A 20642-nucleotide genomic window follows, 5' to 3' on the forward strand; every position below is an offset into this window, starting at 1 on the left:
CGGCCGGGCTGCCGGGTCACCGGCCGGGCTGGGGGCTGGTCTGCTGAGCGGGTGGCGGGGCCTGCTGCGGTCCGGCGTCGAAGGTGACGGGAAGCCCTGCGGGGGCGGTTCCGGTGGGGGCGACCTGGAGGGTCTTGAGCGCGAACTCCATGACCTTCTTGTAGATGGGGCCGCAGATCTGGCCGCCGAAGTAGCTGCCCTTGGTGGGGTTCTGGATGGCGCAGTAGACGGTGATGCGGGGGTTGTCGGCGGGCGCGAACCCGGCGAAGGAGGCGGTGTAGCCCTTGTAGCGGCCGGTGGCCGGATCCACCCGGTTGGAGGTACCCGTCTTGCCGCCGACCCGGTAGCCGGGGATCCGGGCCTTGGTGCCGGTGCCGTCCTGGTCGTCGACCACGGATTCGAGCATCTCGGACAGCGTCTTGGCGGTCTCCTTGCTGATCACGCGGGTCTGCTCGGGGGCCGGCGCCGGGGTGAAGCGGCCGTCGGGGCCCTTGGTGCCGCGGATCAGGGTCGGGGTGATGCGGACCCCGCCGTTGGCGATGGTCGAGTACACGGAGGCCGCCTGCATGGCGTTGAGGGAGAGTCCCTGGCCGAAAGGGATCGTGTACTGCTGGGAGGTGGACCAGTCCTCGGGCCGGGCGAGGATGCCGCGGGACTCGCCGGGGTAGTTCAGGCCGGTGGGGCGGCCGATGCCGAACCTGGTCAGGTACGAGTACAGGACCCGGTTGGCCTCGGGCTGGGTGGCGCCGAGCTGGCCGGTGGCCAGGATGGTGCCGATGTTGGAGGACTTGGCGAGGACCCCGTTGAGGGTGAGGTACCAGGTCGGGTGGTCGATGTCGTCCTTGAACAGCCGGTCGCCGCGGTGGAGGCGGTTGGGGACCTCGACGTGGGTCTCGGGGGTGGCCTTCTTCTCCTCCAGTACGGCGGCCATCGACATGACCTTGGCGGTGGAGCCGGGCTCGTACACGTCCTGGAGCGCGGCGTTGCCCATGGCGGCGGAGCGGGCGCGGCCGAGGTCGTTGGGGTCGAAGCCGGGGGCGTTGGCCATCGCCAGCACCTCGCCGGTGCGGGTGTCCTGGACGATGACGTAGCCGCGGTCGGCCTCGGACTTCTGGACCTGCTCGGTGATGGCGCTCTGCGCCGCCCACTGGATGTCGCGGTCGATGGTGAGCTCGATGTCGTCGCCGGGCACGGCGGGCTTCTCGCTGGACCCGGCGGTGGGCACGCGGCGGCCGCCGGACTGGGCGTAGGTGATCGCCCCGTCCTTGCCGGCCAGCTTCTTGTCCAGGGCGGACTCCAGGCCGCCGGCGCCCTTGCCCTCGGCGTTGACGTAGCCCAGTATCCCGGCGGCCAGGTCCCCGCCGGGGTACACGCGCTTGCTGCTGTCCTCGTTGAACACGCCGGCGAGGACGTTCGCGCCGGGGCCGTTGTTCTTCTTGTCGGCGGCGGCCTTGTCGGCGAAGACCCGCTTGAGGTCCTTGATCTGGTTCCAGACCTGGGGGGTCTGGCGGCGGGCCAGGACGACGTAGCGGGTGTTCTTGGTCTTGAGCAGCCCGGTGAGCTCTTGGGCGTCCTTGCCGAGGATCGGCGCGAGGAGGGCGGCGGCCTGCTCGGGGGCGTCAGGGGCCTTGCTGTCCTGCGGGGTGAACATCTTGGGGTCGGCGGTGATGTCGTACGCGTCGACGCTGGTGGCGAGGGCGACGCCCTTGCGGTCGGTGATCTCCCCGCGCTCGGCGGCCAGGGTGTAGCTGGTGAAGCGGTTCTCGGAGGCCTTGGCGGAGTAGGCGGAGGCATCGACGGCCTGGACCTGGAGCAGCCGTACGACGAAGGCCAGCATGACGAGGGTCAGCCCGACGCTCACCAGGCGCAGCCGGGGCTTGGGGCTGCCGAGGCGGATGGTGTGGGCCTGCCTCGCGGGGGCGGGCCTGCGGGTCGCGGGGCGCGAGTTCGCCCGCGCCCGCTCGCCGCCGCCGGGCCGCGCCCTCCCGGGCCCGGGCACCCGCGGGCTCATGCGCCCACCGCCCGCACGAGCACCCGGTCGACGGCGCCCGGCCCGGCCGCGCCGGCCGGGTGGGGGGCGCTTCCCGACGCCTTCCGGGGGAGGGAGAAGGGCTGCCGGCCGTGGGGCCGGGGAGGGGCGGGCAGCGGGGCGGGGACGGAGGATCCGGTGCAGGGGGAAGGTCCCGCCGGGGTGGCCCCCGGCGGTGGCTGGGGGAGGGTCCGCGTCACGACGTCACCTTCCGGGGGTCGGGTTGGGCTGAGGGGCTCCGCCCGGCTGGGGCTGGCCGCCCTGGGAGGAGCCGGGGGCGCCGGGAGCGCCGGCCGGGGGCGCGCCCTGGTCCGGGCCCGCCGGGGCCGGCGCCGGGGAGCCCGCGAGGCTGGGGACGGCCGCGGGGTTCGGCGCGGCCGGCGGGGCCGACGGCGCGGGCGGGGCCTCCGCGGGGGCTCCGGTGCCCGTGACCTTGCCGTCGGGGCCGATGAAGACCGGGCTGCCCCCGGGGACCAGGCCCAGTTCCTGCGCCCGTCGCTGCAGTGCGTCCGGCGCCGAGTAGCCGTCCACGTCCCGCTGGAGCGCCTGTTCCTCGTCCGTCAGGGCGGTGGTCTCCTTCTTCAGCCTGGACAGCTGGAAGGAGCCCTCGTTGAGCGCCGAGTTCAGCAGCAGCAGGCTGATCAGCCCGCCGGCGAGCAGCGCCACTACCAGCAGGACGAACGGTGTCAGCGCCGCCTGCCCCGAGGGGCTGCGCAGCCGTCCCCCGGCTTTGCTCACAGTCGCGCCTCCCGGATGCGCTCGACCCCGCGGAAGCGGGCCGGTGCGGCCCGCCGGTTCTCGGCGATCTCCTCCTCCGTGGGCAGCTCCGCGCCCCGGGTGAGCAGCTTCAGCTTCGGCTGGTACTTCTCCGGCACCACCGGCAGCCCCGGCGGGGCCGTCGACGCGGCACCCGCCGCGAAGACCTGCTTGACGAGGCGGTCCTCCAGCGAGTGGTACGACAGGACCGCGATCCTCCCGCCCACCGCGATCCGGTCCACGGCCGCCGGAATGGCCCGCTCCAGGACCGACAGCTCTCCGTTGACCTCGATGCGCAGGGCCTGGAAGGTCCGCTTGGCCGGGTTGCCCCCGGTGCGCTTCGCCGCCTGCGGCAGGGCGTCGCGGATCAGCTCGACCAGTCGCGCGCTGTTCGAGAACGGCTCCTTCTCGCGCTCCCGCACGATCGCCGAGACGATCCGCTTGGCCTGCTTCTCCTCGCCGTACTGGCGCAGGATCCGTACGAGCTCGCCCGCCGGGTAGGTGTTGAGCACCTCGGCGGCGCTCATCCCGGTCGTCTGGTCCATCCGCATGTCCAGCGGCGCGTCCTTCGCGTACGCGAAGCCGCGGTCGGCCTCGTCCAGCTGCATGGAGGAGACGCCGAGGTCGAAGAGGATGCCCTGCACGGTGGGCAGGCCGAGCCGGTCCAGTACGTCCGGCAGCTCGTCGTAGACGGCGTGGACGAGGGTGGCGCGGTCGCCGAAGGGCGCGAGGCGCTCCCCGGACAGCCGCAGCGCCTCCTTGTCGCGGTCGAGGCCGATTAGGCGCGCCTCGGGGAACCGGGTCAGCAGGGCCTCGCTGTGGCCGCCGAGGCCGAGGGTGCAGTCGACGACGACGGCCCCCGGCCCCTCCAGCGCCGGGGCCAACAGGTCCAGGCACCGCTGGAGCATCACCGGGACATGTCGGGACTCGCTAGTCAAAGCGCCCTCTCAGATAACGGCGCGGCAGGCATACGCCGCGCCGCGCACGCGGAGTGTTACCAGGGGGCCGGTCGGCCGGTGAGGGCCGGGCTCCGGCCGGTTCGCGCCACTTTAGTGCAACGGTCGCCGTGATCAACGAACCACCCCGCGCGCCGTGCGCCCCTGTCGTACGGAACCCCCGAAAGCCGCGAACCACCCGGATGGCCGCCTCCCTCTCACCTCTGTGGGTTAGCTCACAACAAGGCAGGTTGACGTTCTTTGTCCACCCTCACTCCATGCCTTTACCAGCCGTGACCACTAACGTCTTAGGCATGACGACTTCCGCATCCCTGCCCACCGAGTCCACCCCCCAGGCACCCAGCGGCGGCTCCGTCACGGACCGGCTGGTGGCGGCGAACCGGCGGTACGCCGAGAAGTTCCAGGATCCCGGCATGGACGCCCGCCCCGTCCTGCAGGTGGCCGTGGTGGCGTGCATGGACGCCCGCCTCGACCTGCACAAGGCCCTCGGCCTCGAACTCGGCGACTGCCACACCATCCGCAACGCCGGCGGCGTGGTCACCGACGACACCATCCGTTCCCTCACCATCAGCCAGCGCGCCCTCGGCACGCGGACGGTGATACTGATCCACCACACCGGCTGCGGCCTCGAAAGCCTGACCGAGGACTTCCGGCACGAGCTGGAGGACGAGGTCGGCCAGCGTCCCGCCTGGGCCGTCGAGGCCTTCCGTGACGTGGACCAGGACGTCCGCCAGTCCATGCAGCGGGTCCGGACGAACCCCTTCCTCCCCCACCGCGACGATGTGCGAGGCTTCGTCTTCGACGTGCACACCGGGCTCCTGCGGGAGATCGATCCCGCCTCGTGAGTGACACAGCGCCGTAACGCCGTCAAGAATGCGGGAAGACGCCGCCCGGAAACCCTCCGGGCCGGCGTCCGTGTCGGGGTTGGGGCCGGAGTACGCCAAGGGCGTCGGCCCTGCGGAAAGGGCCGAGGAGAACCAGGTGACGACGTATGACGACCGAGCGAGCCTCGCGGATCTGACGAGCACGGCCGAGCGGGTGCGCCGCTCGGTCGAGACCGTCATCGAGGGCAAGCCCGAGGTCGTACGCCTCGCGCTGACCGTGCTCCTCGCCGAGGGGCACCTGCTCATCGAGGACGTGCCCGGCGTCGGCAAGACCATGCTCGCCAAGACCCTCGCCAAGTCCATCGACTGCTCGGTCCAGCGCATCCAGTTCACACCGGACCTGCTGCCCTCCGACATCACCGGCGTCAGCATCTACGACCAGCAGCGCCGCGAGTTCGAGTTCAAGCCCGGCGCGATCTTCGCCCAGATCGTCATCGGCGACGAGATCAACCGCGCCTCGCCCAAGACCCAGTCCGCGCTGCTGGAGTCCATGGAGGAGCGCCAGGTCACCATCGACGGAACCACCTACGCGCTGCCGAGCCCCTTCATGGTGGTCGCCACCCAGAACCCCGTGGAGATGGAGGGCACCTACCCGCTCCCCGAGGCCCAGCGCGACCGCTTCATGGCCCGCGTCTCCGTCGGGTACCCGAGCCCCGAGGCCGAGCTCCAGATGCTGGACGTCCACGGCGGGCTCTCGCCCCTCGACGACCTCCAGGCCGTCGCGCACGCCCACGACATCACCAAGCTCATAGAGGCCGTACGCGAGGTGTACGTCGCCGAGCCGGTCCGCCGCTACGTCGTCGACCTGGTCTCCGCCACCCGCAGCCACCCCGACCTGCGCCTGGGCGCCTCGCCGCGCGCCACTCTGCACCTGCTGCGCGCCGTGAAGGCCTCGGCCGCCCTGTCCGGCCGCGAGTACGTCCTGCCCGACGACGTGCAGGCGCTGGCCGCCCCCGTTCTCGCGCACCGGCTGCTGCCCACCGCGCAGGCCCAGCTGAACCGGCGCAGCGCCGAGCAGGTCGTCCACGACATCCTCCAGCGCACCCCCGTCCCGGCCGCGCACGTCCGCGGCGAGATGCCGCCCGGCGCGGGCGTCCGGGGCTTCTGATGAGCGCCGGTGCCCCGCGCGGCGCCGGCGGCGGGAGCCAGGGCGGCGCCGGACTGCGCGCCTCGCTGTCGGGCCTGACCACCCGCGGCCGGTCCTTCCTGGCCGCCGGGGTCGCCGCCGCCCTGTGCGCGTACGTCCTCGGCCAGGGCGAGCTGCTCCGGGTCGGACTGCTGCTCGCCGCACTGCCGCTGATCTGCGTCCTCGCCCTGCACCGCACCCGCCACCGGGTCGCCGGCAGCCGCCGGCTGACCCCGATGCGGGTGGCGGCGGGCGCCGAGGCGCGGGTGCAGCTGCGCATGGACAACACCTCCCGGATGCCCACCGGGCTGCTGATGCTCCAGGACCGGGTGCCGTACGTGCTGGGCCCCCGGCCCCGCTTCGTCCTGGACCGGGTCGAGCCGGGCGGCCGGCGCGAGGTGTCCTACCGGGTCCGCTCCGACCTGCGCGGCCGCTACCCGCTGGGCCCGCTCCAGCTGCGGCTGACCGACCCCTTCGGGCTGGTGGAGCTGACCCGCTCGTTCAGCACCTACGACACCCTCACCGTCGTCCCCCGCACCGAGGCCCTGCCCGCGGTCCGGCTCACCGGCGAGACCGCCGGCTACGGCGACGGCAGCCGCCGCTCCCTGGCCCTGGCCGGCGACGACGACGTCATCCCGCGCACCTACCGGCGCGGCGACGACCTGCGCCGGGTGCACTGGCGCTCCACGGCCCGCTACGGCGAGCTGATGGTGCGCCGCGAGGAGCAGCCGCAGCGCAGCAAGGCCACCGTCCTGCTGGACACCCGTGGCACCGCCTTCGAGGGCGCCGGCCCGGACTCCGCCTTCGAGTGGGCCGTCTCGGGGGCCGCCTCCGTCGTGCTGCACCTGCTGGAGCAGGGCTTCTCGGTGCGGCTGCTGACGGACACCGGCAACGCGGTGCCGGGCGCCGGCGGCAAAGGCTTCTCCTCCGGCGGGCAGGAGTCCGCGGAGGCGGCCGGGCTGATGATGGACGCCCTCGCCGTCGTCGGGCACTCCGAGGGCGCCGGCCTCTCGCGGGCGTACGACGCCGTGCGCTCGGGCGGCGGCGGTGACGGCGGGTTCGGCCCGGGCGGCGGCGACGGACTGCTGATCGCCTTCCTCGGGGAGCTGGACGACGCACAGGCGGACATGGCGGCCAGGATGCGCCGCCTCAGCGGGGCGGCGGTCGCCTTCCTCCTGGACCCGGCGCTCTGGGCCGGGCGGCCCTCGCGGGCGGAGGAGCGGCTGCACCGGCTCCGCGACGCGGGCTGGACGGCGCTGGCGGCCCCGCCCGGGGTGGCCTTCGGGGAGCTGTGGCGGCAGGCCGGGAACGCTCCGCTCGGCACGGGACCTTCCGGAGGTCGGGGATGAGCGGGCGCGCTCGATTGACGCTGTTCGCGGTGCTGGCCACCCTGCTCACCTCCTGGTCGCTGGTCGCGCTGGTGGACTCGGCCGGCTGGCTGCTCCAGGCTGCGCTGCTGCTGGCGGTGCAGAGCGGGGTGGGTGCGGCGGGCCGTCGGGTGCCGCTGGCGCGCCCGCTGACGGTGGCCGGCCAGGCCCTGGTGTCGCTGCTGGTGCTCGCGTTCCTGTTCGCGGGCAAGGGCGAGTCCACCGGGACCGGGCCGGTGGCCTACCTGGTGACGGACTTCGGGGCGCTGTTCCGGCGCGGGGTCTCGGACGTGGGCGAGTTCGCGATCCCGGCGCCGCTGACGGACGGCATCCGGCTGCTGCTGCTGGCCGGGGTGCTGCTGATCGGGCTGCTGGTGGACCTGCTGGCGGTGACCGTGCGGACGGCTGCCGCGGCCGGGCTGCCGCTCCTCGCGCTGTACTCGGTGGCGGCGGGGCTCTCCAGCGGAGCCGGAGCCTCGTGGGTGTCCTTCCTGCTGGCGGGCGGCGGCTACCTGTTGCTGCTGCTCGCCGAGGGCCGGGACCGGCTGGCCCAGTGGGGCCGCGTCTTCGGCGGCGCCCCGGCCGGGCGGGTCTCGGCGGCCTCCGGCTACGGGGGCGGCGGTCCGGGCCCGGGCCAGGCGGTGTCCCCCGTGCGCACCGGCCGGCGGATCGGCGCGGTGGCGCTGGGCATCGCGCTGGTGGTCCCCGCCGGGCTGCCCGCGCTCGGCGGCGGACTGCTCGGCGCGGCCGGCGATTCCACGGGCGGCGGCAGCGGTACGGGCGGCACGATCTCGGCGGTCAACCCGCTGGTCTCCCTCCAGGGCAGCCTCAACGCCCAGGACAACCGGGTGGTGCTCAAGTACCGGACGGACAGCCCGCAGCTCGGCGAGCAGTACCTGCGCATCCTCGCGCTGGACGAGTTCAACGGCGTCAAGTGGGAGGCCTCCGGGCGGACCCTGACGGACGTCCCGGAGCAGCTGCCCAAGCCGCCGGGGCTGAGCGACCAGGTCCGGGCCGACGCGGTCGAGGTCCGTACGAGCATCTCGGCGGCGGACACGTACGCGCAGCGCTACCTGCCGATGCCGTACCCCGCGATGGGCGTGGACATCCCCGGGAAGTGGCGCTTCGAGCCGGCGGGGCGGACCCTGGTCGGCGACCAGCTGGGCAAGGACCGGTTCCAGAACGTCCAGGGCGCCATGTACACCGTACGGAGCCTGCTGCTGCAGCCGACGGCGGTGGAGCTCCAGGCGGCGCCGGAGGCGAACCCGGGGATCCGGGCCGAGTACACGAAGCTGCCGGGCAACCTGCCGGCGGTCGTCGGGGACACGGCCCGCCAGGTGACCAAGGGCGCGAAGGACGACTACACGCGCGCGGTGAAGCTGCAGGACTTCTTCGCCGTGAACGGCGGCTTCCGCTACGACACGAAGGTCGCCTCGGGTACGGGGCCGGAGGCCATCGCCCGCTTCCTGGCGGACAAGGAGGGCTTCTGCATCCACTTCGCTTTCTCCATGGCGGCGATGTCGCGCTCGCTGGGGATCCCGGCGCGGGTGGCCGTCGGGTTCACCCCGGGCGAGAAGCAGTCGGACGGCAGCGTGAACGTGTCGATGCGTGATGCGCACGCCTGGCCGGAGCTGTACTTCGAGGGCGTGGGCTGGACCCGGTTCGAGCCGACGCCGCGCCAGGGCATCACGGTGCCGGACTACTCCCGGCCCCGGGCGCCGGCCGCCCAGCCCTCGGCCCCCGCTCCGCTGCCCTCGTCGAGCGCGGCCCAGCCGTCGACGGCTCCGTCGAACGCCGACGCGTGCCCGCCGGAGCTGAAGAAGCTCGGCGAGTGCGGGGGCGCGGCCCCGCACCAGAACGCCGGCTCCGGCGGTGACGGGCCTTCGGCCGGCTCCGTCCTGGCGTGGACGGCCGGGGTGCTGGCGGTCCTGGGCCTGCCGCTGCTGCCGCTGCTGTGGCGTACCCGGGTGCGCAGCCGGCGGCTCGCGGCCGGGACGGTGCTGCCGGCCTGGCGGGAGCTGGGCGACGCGGCCTGGGACGCGGGCATCCCGCCCGACGAGGCGTTGTCGCCGCGGCGGGCGGCAGGGCGGATCGTCGTGCTGGGACGGCTCGACCAGGAGGCGGCGCAGGCCGTGCACCGGGTCGCCGGGGCGGTCGAGCGGGCGCTGTACGCCCCGCCGGGCGCGGAGGCCGCCTGCGAGTCCCTGGCCGCCGACGTCCTGCTGGCCCGCGCCGCGCTGCTGGCCGGGCTCGGCCGCGGCGCCCGCCTGCGGGCCCTGCTCCTGCCGCGCTCGGCGGTCCGGCTCCAGTGGGCGGCAGCGGCACGCTGGTCGTCCCTGACGGCCCGCACCGCGGCCCTGGCGGCCCGGACCCGGGCCCGCATCCCCGTCCGCGGCCGCGGCTAGGGGCGTTCGGCGCTCGGTGGTCCGGCCGCCCTGGCCGCGGCCGGCCGACGGCCGGTGTGCGGACGCGCGGACGCGGCGAGGCTCGATCCCCCCGAGCCCCGCCGCGTCCGCGTCCTGCGTCACGGAGGAGGCCCCGGCCCGCACCGGCCGCCCCGTGTCGGCGGTCCGGACCGGGTCTCCTGTCCGTTGCCCCCAGTCTGACGTTCGTGCAGGTGGGGGCCCATCCGCGCGCGTACTCATTTCCCCGGCTAGGTACGGGTACTCAGGCGGGCGGCTGCGGCGCCCCACCAGTTCTACGCCGCACGCGCGGTGCAGGGCACCGCCGATCGGGTCACCGCCTCAGCAGTTCCCGCCGACCCGCCCCCGCAGCAGCAGCGACAGCGCCGAGTGCACGTCGTCCAGCGACCGCTCGCTCTGGAAGGACTGCCAGTCCAGCGCGGCCACCAGCACCATCCCCACCATGGCGGCGGCGGTCAGCTGCACGTCGATCTCCGCGCTCAGCTCCCCCCGCTCCACGCCCTCCCGCAGCACCGTCTCCACGACGGCCACGGCCTCCTGCCGGACCACCATCAGCGTGGACTGCCAGGCCCGGTTGGTGCGCCACAGTTCGGCGACGTAGAGCTGGGTGAAGGCCGGGTAGCGGTCGATGAAGACGAGGCCCGCCCGGATCATCGCGTCGAGTGCCTCCACCCGGCTGCCGCCCCGCTCCTCCGTCTCCTGCGCGGCGTCCCGCAGCGAGGCCGTGAGCAGGCCGACGCCGTGCCGCAGGAGCTCCTCGAAGAGCTCGTTCTTGCTCGCGAAGTTGTAGTAGACGGTGCCCTTCGCGACACCTGCCCGCTCGGCGATCTCGTCGACCGTGGTCGCGGAGAACCCCTGTTCGGCGATGAGGGTGACGGCCGCTTCGTAGAGCTTCTGGCGGGTCGCCTGCCGCCGGCCGCCGGCCGCGGTGCTGCTGCTGTTCATGGCGCTGATTGTCACAGGTCACGCGTCCTTACAGGCTCAGTTCCGGGTGCAGACGGTCCATCGTCCACACCTGCTTGCCGCGCGCCGCGAGCGAGGTGAGGACGAGGGAGCCCACCGTGAACGCCGCCAGGACCGCGCAGCCCTGCCAGACCGGCGTGAGGTCCCCGCCGGTGATCAGGCGCCGCAGGCCGTCGACGATGTACGACATCGGCAGGTACGGGTGGATCCAGTTGAAGAAGTCCGGGCTGGTCTGAACGGGGTACGTACCGCCCGCCGAGGTCAGCTGGAGCATCAGGACGGCGAGGACGAGGATCCGCCCGGCCGCACCGAACTTGGCGTTCAGCCACTGGACGATCGCGGCGAAGCAGGCGGTGACCAGCACCAGGAAGCCGATGGTCAGCGCCGGGTGCGCCATCTGGAGGCCGAGGCTCGGGGCCCAGTGCAGTACGGACATCAGCGCGCCCACCTGCGCCACCCCGAGCCCGGCCACGGGCAGCCAGCCGGCGAGGGCGATCCGCCACGGGGAGGCGCCCGCGGCCAGGGCCCGCTTGTTCAGCGGAGCGATCAGCATGTAGGCGACCATTGCGCCGACCCAGAGGGAGAGCGGGATGAAGTACGGGGCGAAGCCGGTGCCGTAGTTGGGCGCCTTGTGCAGCGACTGGTTCGCGAGCTTCACCGGGTCGGCCATGACCTCGGTCCGCGTGTCGCGCTGCTGCTCGTCGTAGTCGGGGATCTTCTCGGCGCCGCTGTGCAGGCCGCCGGCCAGTTCCCCGGTGCCGTCGACGAGCTTGTACATGCCGCCGTCGAGGCGGTGCGCGCCGTCGCCGAGCTTGCCGACGCCCTCGCCGAGCTTGCCCGAGCCGGTGGAGGCCGTACCGAGGCCGGTGTGCAGCTGGGCCACACCGCTCGCCACCTTGTGGGCCCCGGTGTTGAGGGCGTTGACCTTGGTGACGGCCGCGTCGAGGTCGGAGGACAGGCCGGGGGCCGCCTTGGCGAGGTCGCGGGCCTGCTTCTCCAGGTCGGTCAGCTGCCGGCGGAGCTTGCCGAGGTCGCCGTTCGCGTCCTTGACCAGGTTGTTGACGTCACCGGCCAGCGTGGCGCCCTCGGCGGCGTCGTCCTTGAGCTTCTTCAGCTGGGGGCAGGTCGCGGGCACCGGCTTGGCGCCGGCGGTGCAGATCTTGGCGTAGACGTCGGAGGCCTCGGTGGAGACCCGCTGGGTGACGGTGGCGGCGGCCGGGGCCTTCTTGGCGAAGGTGTCCAGGTGGTTGTTGACGACCTTGGCGGTGTCGGCGACCAGTACGGCGGCGTCGGCGACCTGCTTGGGGTCCTTGAGGAAGGGGCGGGCCTTGTCGGCGGCGCCGTTGACCTTGTCGGCGAGCGCCTGGGTGCCGTCGGCGACGTCCTTGGACCCGGTCTCCAGCTTGCCCGCCCCCGATTCGAGCCTCTTCAGCCCGCCGGTGAGCTCGCCGGTCTTCTCCTCGGCGGTGTCCAGGCCGTCGGCCAGGTCCTTGGCGCCCTGCTGGGCCTTGCCGGCGCCGTCCTTGAGCTTGTCGGCGCCGTCGGCGGCCTCGGCCGTCTTGTCGTGCAGGTCGGAGAAGGAGACGAAGATCTTGTCGAGGAAGCCGCGGGAGGCGTTGGTGGACGCCGCCGCGCGCACCTCGGAGAAGACGGTGCGGGAGATCGAGCCGACGATGTAGTTGTTGGCGTCGTTGGTGCGGACCTGGAGGGCGCTGGTGGCCGGGTCGGCGCCGGAGCTGGAGGCGATCTTCGCGCTGAAGTCGGCGGGCATGGTCAGGGACAGGTAGTACGTCCCGTGCTCCAGGCCCTTGGCCGCCTCCTCGGCGCTCACGTCGTGCCACTCGAAGGTCTTGCTGGCGTGCAGCTTCCTGCTGATCTCACCGCCGGCGTCGATGCGGTTGCCGTCGACGGTGGCGCCCTGGTCGGCGTTGACGAGGGCGACGGGCACCTTGTCCAGGCGGCCGTACGGGTCCCAGAAGGAGCACAGGTACAGCGCGCCGTAGAGCAGCGGGAGGAGGAGCAACGCGACGAGAGCGGCGGCGGGCAGCTTCCCCCGCCCGAACCGCTTCAGCTCAAGCGCGGCGAGCTTCGGCGAGCGCATCGTCCGTCCCCTTCTTCGTGTCGTCGGTGTGGTCGGTGGTGCCGGGGTCTTCGGTGGTGCCGGGGTCGCCGGCTTCCTCGTCGGGTGCGCCGCCGGTGCCTTCGGTGCCTTCGGTCGCCCGTCCGGCGCCGGTACGGGCGCCGGCTTCCGCTGCACCCGTACGCAGGACCGTCACGTCGTCAGGGGCCTTGCTGCAGACGGCGAGGACGGTGGTGCCGGCCGCCGCGATGGAGCGGAGCAGCTCCCAGGCCTCGGCCCGCTCGGCCTCGGTGAGCTTGAGGTCGAGGTCGTCCAGGGCGAGCAGGCGGGGCGAGCCCATCAGGGCGATGGCCACGGACAGCCGGAGGGATTCCAGCCGCTCCAGGTCGCGTACGGAGGTGCGCGGGCCCTTGGGCAGGGCGGCGAGGTCCAGTCCGGCGGCGGCCAGGGCGGCGTCGATCCGGGCCGTGGAGCCGGCGCGGCGCTCGCCGCGCGGGCGCAGCAGGGCCCGGACGGGTCCCTCGTAGCGGCGCTGGAGCAGCGCGCCCTCGCGCAGCTGCTCGGCGACGGTCAGGGCCTGGTCGAGGTCGTTGACCCCGGTGACCGGGCCGAGGGCGGCGATCCGGCGGACCGCGGTCATCCGCTTCGGCAGCCGGTGGCCGGCGACCTCGGCGTGGCCCTCGGTGGGCTTCATGCGGCCGGTCAGGGCGAGGAGCAGGCAGGTCCGGCCGCTGCCGGAGGCGCCTTCGACGGCGATGAGCGAGCCGGGTCCCGCGTCGAGACCCACCCCCCGGAACACCCAGCCGCGCGGGCCCTTGAGTCCGAAGTTCTCGGCTTTGACGGCCGCGCCGTGCGGGCTGTCCACGCCCTCCCCCTCCTTTTGAACTGACTGGTCAGTTCAAAAACTAGCACCTTCTGCCGCACCGCGTGTACCCAGCAAGCAAGTTGCCGCCCGAGACATGGCAAAAGTGCAGGTCGGGGCGATTGTCAGTGGGGCACGTCACGATGGGGGCACGTACAGCGGCAACAGAGCAGAAGCAGAGCCACCGCACCGCACGCAACGACAGGAGGTTCGTCATGGCCACACCGTCCCCGTCCCCTGTCCACCCCGTCCCGCGCAGGTCGTCGGCACCGCCGGCCGCGCTCGACCTGCTCGCCAAGGCCCGCAGCGGCCTGGCCGAGGCCGACCGGCTGCCCCGGCCCAACGAGCGGTACGCCACCGCCCACCTCGCCGCGCTGCGCGTCGCCGCGGCCGTGCTCGCCGCGCGCGGACGGCCCGATCCGGTGAAGGGGCGGCGCAGGCCGCGGATCCGCAGCGCGTGGGAGGTACTGCCGGAGATAGCGCCGGAGCTGACGGAGTGGAGCGCTCTGTTCGCCTCCGGAGCGGCCCGACGGGCCCGGGCGGAGGCGGGCATACCGGACGCGGCGACCGCCCGGGACGCGGACGACCTGGTGCGCGCCGTCGCCATGTTCCTGCGGCTGGTGGAGCGGATGCTCGCCCTCCAGCCGGTGGCGCAGACCCTGCCGCAGACCGTGCCGCAGCCCCGTGCGGAGCGTCCGGACGCGGGATGAGCTGCACGACTGCCGAAGGCAATAGGGTGGGGGACGCAGAACCAACCCCTACCGCGCCGAGGAGCCATCAGCCGTGTCGGACACTTCCCGCCCCCGTGCCTCCCTCCGCACCGCCGTGGTGTGGGAGGTGCTCAAGGAGGCACTCGACCGCCGGGTGAAGGCGACCGGGCGGGACGTGCTGGACGTGCTCGACACCGGCGGCGGCACCGGCAAGTTCGCCGTGCCGGTGGCCCACCTGGGCCACCGGGTCACCGTGGTCGACCCCAGCCCGAACGCCCTGTTCGGGCTGGAGCGCCGGGTCGCCGAGGCCGGCGTCGCCGACCTCGTCCGCGGCGTGCAGGGCGACGCCCAGGGGCTGCTGGACGTCGTCGAGCGGGAGGCGTACGACGTGGTGCTCTGCCACGGCGTGCTGGAGTACGTGGACGACCCGGCCGAAGGCGTGGCCAACGCGGTGGCGGCGCTGCGCCCCGGCGGCACCCTCAGCCTGCTCGGTGCGGGCCTCGGCGGGGCCGTGCTCGCCCGCGCCCTGGCCGGCCACTTCACCGAAGCCCGCACCGCACTCGGCGACCCGGCCGGCCGCTGGGGCGCGGGCGACCCCGTACCGCGCCGCTTCACCGCCGAGCAGCTCACCGGCCTGGTCGCCGGAGCCGGCCTGGAGGTCGGGGCGGTGCACGGCGTCCGGGTCTTCGCCGACCTCGTGCCCGGAGTCCTGGTCGACACCGAGCCGGGCGCGGTCGAGGCCCTGCTGCGGCTGGAGGAGGCCGCGGCCGAGCTGCCCGCCTTCCACGCGGTCGCCACGCAGCTGCACGTCCTCGGCGAGAAGCGCGCCTGAGTTCCGCTCGACTCCCTCCACAGGCCCCGCCTGAACTGCCGGGCTTCCGCCGAGGGAGTAACAGCGGACCCCTCCGGACCGGCCGTCGGCCCCGTATGATCGTGCCCAGTGATCGGCATGGGGAACGGGCCAATGGGGAATAAGCGCCTCAGCGACCGCTCCCCGGGCGGTACGGTTTTCGCGCAGTGCTTTCCAAGCAGTGCTTTTACAGGCGATGCTTTTCAGAACCTGGCGTAAGGGGCGGGTGTCATGGGGGCGATTCCCCGCCTATCCTGAAGGGGACCCCTGGTCGCTACCCCCCGCGACCGACGGATGAGGAGGACTCCCGTGCCGCTCTCGGAGCACGAGCAGCGAATGCTCGAGCAGATGGAGCGAGCGCTGTACGCCGAAGATCCCAAGTTCGCGACAGCGCTTGAGGGAAGCGGACTGCGTACGTACACCCGGCGACGGGTCTACCAGGCAGTCGCAGGCATCGTGGTGGGTATCGCGCTCCTCATGACCGGTGTGATCATCCCGAACGTACTCTGGGTCAGCGTGGTGGGCTTCCTCGTCATGCTGGGCTGTACGGTCCTCGTGGTCACCGGCTGGCGCAAGGCACCCAAGCCTGGCGAGCACCCCGTCTCCGGCAGTGCAGGCGGTGCGGCCCACGGCCGCAACCGGCAGCGTCGGTCGATGATGACCCGGATCGAGGAGCGGTGGCAGCGCCGCCGCGACGAGCAGGGGCACTAGCTCCACGCAGACACGGGTGAGGGGACGGCCGCCGCAGGGCGGCCGTCCCCTCACCGTTCCGCCCTCTCCCCGCTCCGCACTGTGCCCGGGCCTGATCGTGCGTCATGATGACCGGGTGAGTGTGCTCCCCCTGGTCTTCACCAGCGGCTGGGCCAGCGGGATCAACGCCTACGCCGTGGTCCTCCTGCTCGGCGTCTTCGGCGCGACCGGACTGACCGACGAGGTCCCCGCGTCCCTGCAACGCACCGACGTGCTGATCGTCGCCGCCGTGCTGTTCCTCTGCGAGGCCGTGGCCGACAAGATCCCGTACGTGGACACCGTCTGGGACACGGCGCACACCGTGATCCGGCCGGTCGCCGGCGGCGTGGTCGGCGCGCTGCTCGCCGGCCAGAGCGGCTCGCTCTCCGACATCACCGCCGGCGTCGTCGGCGGTTCCACCGCGCTCGCCAGCCATTTCGTCAAGGCCGGCACCCGGATGGCGGTCAACACCTCCCCCGAGCCCTTCAGCAATATCGTGCTGAGCACCGCCGAGGACCTCGGTGTGGCCGGCATCGTCACCTTCGCCGTGTTCCACCCCACGGCCGCCGCGATCATCGCGGCCGTCCTGCTGGCCACCGGTCTGGCCGTGCTGGTCTTCCTCTGGAGCAGGATCCGCCGCTTCCTGCGCCGCCGCGCCCAGCGCCGGGAGGAGAAGCGGCTGGCGGACGGCGGCCGGATCCCGGGACGGGCCGGGCCACCGCCCTGGTGACCGCCTCGATAAGGTCATCCGCATGGCACGAATTGCGGTGATCGGCGCCGGGATGGGCGCGATGGCCACGGCGGCCCGGCTGGCCGTGGCAGGGCATCAGGTGACGGTGTACGAGCGGAGCGCCGGCCACGGCGGCTCCCTGGGACGCCACGAACGGGAGGGCTTCGCCTTCGACACCGGTCCCGGCCTGCTGCACCTGCCCGCCGTCTACCGCGACCTGTTCGTCAAGACCGGCAAGCGCCCCCTGGAGGACTGCGCCGAGCTGGTCCAGCTCGACCCGGCACTACGGCACGTCCTCGCCGACGGGACGGAGCTCACCCTCCCCGGGGCCTCCCGCGGCGGGGCCGCCGCCGTCCTCGACCAGACCTTCGGCGCGGGCGCCGGGGAACGCTGGAACGGGGTGCTCGGCCGGGCCCGGGACGCCTGGAACGCCACCCGCCGCCCCCTGCTGGAGGAGCCCCTGCGGCCCGACTGGCAGGTCCTGGGCCGCGACCCCTACCCCGCCCTGCGCAGGAGCGGCCTGCTGCGCCGCCGCCCGCCGACCCTCGCCGAGGTGGCCGCGCGCGAGCTGGGCGGCGGGCTCGGGGAGCTGCTGACCGCCCGGGTGCAGGCGTACGGGATCGACCCCGCGACCGCGCCCGCCTCCGCGGCCGTGCTCCCGTACATGGAGCAGACCTTCGGCAGCTGGTACGTGCGCGGCGGGATGCGCGCGCTGGCCACCGCCGTGTACGAGCGCTGCCTGGAGCGGAAGGTGGCCTTCGTCTTCGGCGCGCCGGTACGGGAGGTCCTGGAGCGGGAGGGCCGCGCGGCGGGGCTGCTGCTGGCCGACGGCACGGAGGCGGCCGCCGACTTCGTGGTCTGCGGTGTCGACCCGAGGCCGCTGCGGGTGCCCCTGCCCTCCGGCGGGGTCCCGGCGGACGGACGGCAGGTGGCGAGCCGGTACACGCTGCTGCTCGCGCTGCGCGGCGCGCGCCCCGCGGACGCCGTCCACCGCACCCTGGTCCACTCCCCGGACACGCTGCTCACCGTCCTGCGCCCCGACGACCCCGCCACCCGCCCCGACGCGGACCACGAGGCCGTCACCCTGAGTGCGGTGTGCGGTGCGGCCGGCACGGACGAGGCCCCCGACCCGGAGGCGCTGCTCGCCCTCGCCGCCCGGGCCGTGCCGGGCCTGCGCGAGCGGCTGCTGTGGTGGGAGGCCCGTACGCCGGCCGATGTGGAGGCCGCCACCGGCGCCCTGGGCGGCGCGGTGCCGCCGCCGGCGCTGGCTGGGGCCGGGGGCCGGCTGCTCCGGCCCGCCAACACCACCGCCCTGCCCGGCCTGTTCCTGGCGGGCGGCTGGGCCCACCCGGGCGGCGGGCTCGCGCACGCCGGGATGACCGGGGCGCTGGTGGCCGGGCTGATCGTGGAGGGCGCGGGCTTCAAGGGCTCGCAGTGAGCGGCCCCCGCTGCTCCGCTCCGGCGGAGCAGCGGTGACGGGCCTCAGTAGCGGTACTGCTCGTACTCCCCGGTGCCCTGGTAGGGGTACTGCTGCGGCTGCTGCTGGGGGTACCCGCCCTGCTCCTCGCCCGGGTACGGCTGGGCCACGTCCCGCTGCTGCGGTACCCACACCCCTCCCGGCGGGGTGTCCATCGAGTAGGACTGCTGGCCGCCCGCGCTCGCGTAGGGGTCCGGCGTGTAGCCCGAGCCGTACGGGGTGTAGTCGTACGGCTGCGGCGGGATGACCGCGCCGCCGGTGCCGATGTACGGGTCGGAGTAGGCGGCGTAGACCTGCTGCTCCCCGCCTCCCGGGTAGCCGGAGTAGTCGTAGCCGCCCTGGGACTGCGGGTCGTAGGCCTGCGCGTCGAAGTAGGGGGCGTACTGGTGCGCGTCCGGCTCGGCCGCGCTGAACGCGGGGGTGAAGGCGGCTGCCTGCCCCGCGTCCGCGGTGGGGGCGAAGCTCTGTATCCCGTAGGAGCCGGTGTCCTCGGGCAGCGGCTCCGGGCTGTAGAACTCCTCGGTCGCGGCCTGGAACTGCGGCTGCGGGGAGCGGTCGGAGTCCTCGGAGTCCTCGTCGGCCTCCACGCCGGCCCCGTCCGGCCCCTCGGCCCCGTATTCCAGCGCGGTCACCTCCAGCGCGGGTTCCGGTCGCGGACCGCCCGCCCGGCGCCGCCGGGTCTGGCGTACGGGCTGACCGCCGCGGCGCAGCGCCCAGCCGGCCACGAAGCCCTTGCGGAACGACAGCGTGACCAGGGTCTGCCCCACGGCGAAGGCGGCCGCGCCCACGGCGATGACCAGCACCGAGGGCAGCACCACCCCGGCGACCACGCCGAGGAACCCGGCGAAGGCGAGCAGGCGCCAGCGCAGCCGGGCCTTGTACTGCATCAGGACCTCGGCAAGCAGCCACAGCGCGACGAAACCGAACGCGATGTAGAGGACCGTCATTCCCATGCGTGGCACCTCTCGGTACGGCCAACCGCCCAGGAAAGGGGGGCCGGCCGATCAGGCCCGCTGGTGCAGGCCCAGGTTCTCGTAGATTTCGAGAGTCGCCGTGGAATTGTTCAGCGTGATGAAGTGCAGCCCTGGGACACCCTCGGACAGCAGCCGCGCGCAGAACTCCGTGGCGAACTCGATCCCCATGGAGCGTACAGCGGCCGGATCGTCCTTGACGGCGAGCATGCGTTCTTTCACGGCCTGGGGGAAGACCGCGTTGCTGAGTTGGGGCAGCCGGTCGAGCTGCCTGATGTTCACAACAGGCATGACCTCGGGGATGATCGGGGTCTCGCAGCCTGCCTTTTCGACGCTGTCGCGCAGCCGCAGATAGTTCTCCGGATCGAAGAACATCTGGGTGATCGCATAGTCCGCCCCGGCGCGGCATTTGTCCACGAAGTGCCGGATGTCCGTGCTCCAGTCCTCCGAGCGCGGGTGCATGTCGGGGAAGGCCGCGACGCCGACGCAGAAGTCGCCGGACTCCTTGACCAGCCGGACCAGGTCGGCGGCGTAGTGGACGCCGTCGGGGTGCGCCACCCAGGGGCCCATGGGGTCGCCCGGCGGGTCTCCGCGCAGGGCCAGCATGTTGCGGATGCCCGCGTCCGCGAACTGTCCGATGACGTGGCGCAGCTCGGCCACCGAGTGGTCGACGGCGGTCAGGTGGGCGACGGGGGTCAGGGTGGTGTCCGCGGCGATCTGCTGGGTGGCCTTGACGGTGCCGCCGCGGGTGGAGCCGCCGGCCCCGTAGGTGACCGAGACGAAGCTCGGGGAGACCGCCTCGATGCGGCGCAGGGCGTTCCAGAGGTTGCGCTCGCCCTTCTCCGTCTTGGGAGCCCAGAACTCGAAGGAGTACGAGGGATCCCCGGACGCCAGAAGGTCACGGACCGTGCGTGCACGATCCGTCCAGGTGGAAGCGGTACCAAGGGCCATACGGGCAGGTTAGACGGGGGGTCGCGGACGCCGAAGCGGCGTCCGCAGTGTGGACACGTTTTTGGACACCCGCCGCCGGGGCCCTGCGTGTCAGACGCGCGCCCGGACCCGCTTGGCCAGCTCGGCCGCGGCGGCGCCCGGGTCGGAGGCCTCGGTCAGGGCGCGGACGACCACGACGCGGGTGGCTCCGGCGTCCAGGACCTCGTCCAGGTTGCCGGCGTCGATCCCGCCGATGGCGAACCAGGGCCGGTCCTGGGCGAGGGAGGCCGTGTACCGGACGAGCTCCAGGCCGGGGGCGTGGCGGCCGGGCTTGGTGGGGGTGGGCCAGCAGGGGCCGGTGCAGAAGTAGTCCACGCCGGGCTCCGCGACGGCGGCGTCGACCTCGGACTCGGCGTGGCAGGAGCGCCCGATGAGCACTCCCCCGCCGAGTATCGCGCGGGCGGCGGGCACCGGGATGTCGCCCTGGCCGAGGTGCAGTACGTCGGAGCCGATGGCGTGGGCGACGTCGGCGCGGTCGTTCACCGCGAGGAGCTTGCCGTGCCGGCGGGCGGCCTCGGCGAAGACCCGGAGGTGTTCGAGCTCCTCGCCCGCCTCCATGCCCTTGTCGCGGAGCTGGACGATGTCCACCCCGCCGGCCAGGACGGCGTCGAGGAACTCGGGGAGGTCCCCCTGCCGCTTGCGGGCGTCCGTGCACAAGTAGAGCCGGGCATCGGACAGCTGGGCGTTCGCGGACATGGGTACCCCCCGTGGTGGCGCGGTGTGCGGGCCGCCCGGCCCG

Annotated in this window: 18 protein-coding genes; 9 read left to right on the plus strand and 9 right to left on the minus strand. The window is 73.6% G+C overall.

The window, feature by feature from the left end; translation table 11 throughout:
* Positions 1 to 16: 16 nt before the first annotated feature.
* From ABZ128_RS31080 to rsmH, 3 genes are all read right to left on the minus strand, one after another.
* Positions 17 to 2011: a penicillin-binding protein 2 gene (locus ABZ128_RS31080; protein ID WP_356852664.1), complete on the minus strand. Its 1995-nt coding sequence runs from the start codon at positions 2009 to 2011 to the stop codon at positions 17 to 19.
* 222 nt (positions 2012 to 2233) lie between these two features.
* Complete coding sequence (locus ABZ128_RS31085; RefSeq protein WP_356852666.1) at positions 2234 to 2767, minus strand: hypothetical protein; 534 nt, start codon at positions 2765 to 2767, stop codon at positions 2234 to 2236.
* Positions 2764 to 3723, minus strand: coding sequence for a 16S rRNA (cytosine(1402)-N(4))-methyltransferase RsmH (gene rsmH / locus ABZ128_RS31090; protein ID WP_356852668.1), 960 nt, complete (start codon positions 3721 to 3723; stop codon positions 2764 to 2766). Before rsmH ends, ABZ128_RS31085 begins: the two co-directional genes overlap by 4 nt.
* Before the next feature lie 311 nt (positions 3724 to 4034).
* Between rsmH and ABZ128_RS31095 the strand changes: the two genes are divergently transcribed.
* The 4 genes from ABZ128_RS31095 to ABZ128_RS31110 all read left to right on the plus strand — a co-directional run bounded on the left by ABZ128_RS31095 (position 4035) and on the right by ABZ128_RS31110 (position 9523).
* The gene (locus ABZ128_RS31095; protein ID WP_356852669.1) at positions 4035 to 4586 is read left to right on the plus strand and encodes a carbonic anhydrase; all 552 of its coding nucleotides are present in this window, start codon (positions 4035 to 4037) and stop codon (positions 4584 to 4586) included.
* A 136-nt stretch (positions 4587 to 4722) separates the two neighbouring features.
* A complete protein-coding gene (locus ABZ128_RS31100) occupies positions 4723 to 5733 on the plus strand; it encodes a MoxR family ATPase (protein ID WP_356852670.1) in 1011 nt (336 codons plus the stop codon).
* Complete coding sequence (locus ABZ128_RS31105) at positions 5733 to 7100, plus strand: DUF58 domain-containing protein (RefSeq protein ID WP_356852672.1); 1368 nt, start codon at positions 5733 to 5735, stop codon at positions 7098 to 7100. The genes ABZ128_RS31100 and ABZ128_RS31105 overlap by 1 nt, the downstream gene beginning before the upstream one ends.
* A complete protein-coding gene (locus tag ABZ128_RS31110; protein WP_356852674.1) occupies positions 7097 to 9523 on the plus strand; it encodes a transglutaminaseTgpA domain-containing protein in 2427 nt (808 codons plus the stop codon). Before ABZ128_RS31105 ends, ABZ128_RS31110 begins: the two co-directional genes overlap by 4 nt.
* 339 nt (positions 9524 to 9862) lie before the next feature.
* Here the strand turns inward: ABZ128_RS31110 and ABZ128_RS31115 are convergent, their stop codons facing one another.
* From ABZ128_RS31115 to ABZ128_RS31125, 3 genes are read right to left on the minus strand one after another with little or no spacing between them, the layout of a single operon-like run.
* Positions 9863 to 10486 carry a TetR/AcrR family transcriptional regulator gene (locus tag ABZ128_RS31115; protein WP_356852676.1) on the minus strand — a complete coding sequence of 208 codons (624 nt, stop codon included), beginning with the start codon at positions 10484 to 10486 and terminating at the stop codon, positions 9863 to 9865.
* Between the two features lie 28 nt (positions 10487 to 10514).
* Complete coding sequence (locus ABZ128_RS31120) at positions 10515 to 12605, minus strand: YhgE/Pip domain-containing protein (RefSeq protein WP_356852678.1); 2091 nt, start codon at positions 12603 to 12605, stop codon at positions 10515 to 10517.
* Entirely contained in the window at positions 12577 to 13449 is an 873-nt protein-coding gene (locus ABZ128_RS31125) for an ATP-binding cassette domain-containing protein (protein WP_356852680.1), read from the minus strand. Before ABZ128_RS31125 ends, ABZ128_RS31120 begins: the two co-directional genes overlap by 29 nt.
* A 212-nt stretch (positions 13450 to 13661) precedes the next feature.
* On the opposite strand from ABZ128_RS31125, the gene ABZ128_RS31130 reads away from it, so the two are divergent.
* The 5 genes from ABZ128_RS31130 (at position 13662) to ABZ128_RS31150 (ending at position 17903) form a co-directional block, all read left to right on the plus strand.
* On the plus strand, positions 13662 to 14156 hold the full coding sequence (locus ABZ128_RS31130; protein ID WP_356852681.1) for an SAV_6107 family HEPN domain-containing protein: 495 nt from the start codon (positions 13662 to 13664) through the stop codon (positions 14154 to 14156).
* Between the two features lie 73 nt (positions 14157 to 14229).
* The gene (locus ABZ128_RS31135) at positions 14230 to 14988 is read left to right on the plus strand and encodes a methyltransferase (RefSeq protein WP_356852683.1); all 759 of its coding nucleotides are present in this window, start codon (positions 14230 to 14232) and stop codon (positions 14986 to 14988) included.
* Between the two features lie 327 nt (positions 14989 to 15315).
* The gene (locus ABZ128_RS31140) at positions 15316 to 15717 is read left to right on the plus strand and encodes a DUF3040 domain-containing protein (protein WP_356852685.1); all 402 of its coding nucleotides are present in this window, start codon (positions 15316 to 15318) and stop codon (positions 15715 to 15717) included.
* Between the two features lie 115 nt (positions 15718 to 15832).
* Positions 15833 to 16465 (plus strand): DUF4126 domain-containing protein, encoded by a 633-nt coding sequence (locus ABZ128_RS31145; RefSeq protein WP_356852687.1) that lies wholly within the window; start codon positions 15833 to 15835, stop codon positions 16463 to 16465.
* A 22-nt stretch (positions 16466 to 16487) separates the two neighbouring features.
* A complete protein-coding gene (locus ABZ128_RS31150) occupies positions 16488 to 17903 on the plus strand; it encodes an NAD(P)/FAD-dependent oxidoreductase (RefSeq protein WP_356852688.1) in 1416 nt (471 codons plus the stop codon).
* Positions 17904 to 17947: 44 nt separating this feature from the next.
* On the opposite strand, the gene ABZ128_RS31155 is transcribed toward ABZ128_RS31150, so the two are convergent.
* From ABZ128_RS31155 to thiE, 3 genes are all read right to left on the minus strand, one after another.
* Positions 17948 to 18895, minus strand: coding sequence for a hypothetical protein (locus tag ABZ128_RS31155; protein WP_356852690.1), 948 nt, complete (start codon positions 18893 to 18895; stop codon positions 17948 to 17950).
* A gap of 51 nt (positions 18896 to 18946) precedes the next feature.
* Entirely contained in the window at positions 18947 to 19864 is a 918-nt protein-coding gene (gene metF / locus ABZ128_RS31160) for a methylenetetrahydrofolate reductase [NAD(P)H] (protein ID WP_356852692.1), read from the minus strand.
* Between the two features lie 90 nt (positions 19865 to 19954).
* The gene (gene thiE, locus ABZ128_RS31165) at positions 19955 to 20599 is read right to left on the minus strand and encodes a thiamine phosphate synthase (protein WP_356852693.1); all 645 of its coding nucleotides are present in this window, start codon (positions 20597 to 20599) and stop codon (positions 19955 to 19957) included.
* Between the last annotated feature and the right edge of the window lie 43 nt (positions 20600 to 20642).

Source organism: Streptomyces sp. NPDC006326 (assembly GCF_040612915.1).
Lineage (GTDB): Bacteria > Actinomycetota > Actinomycetes > Streptomycetales > Streptomycetaceae > Streptomyces.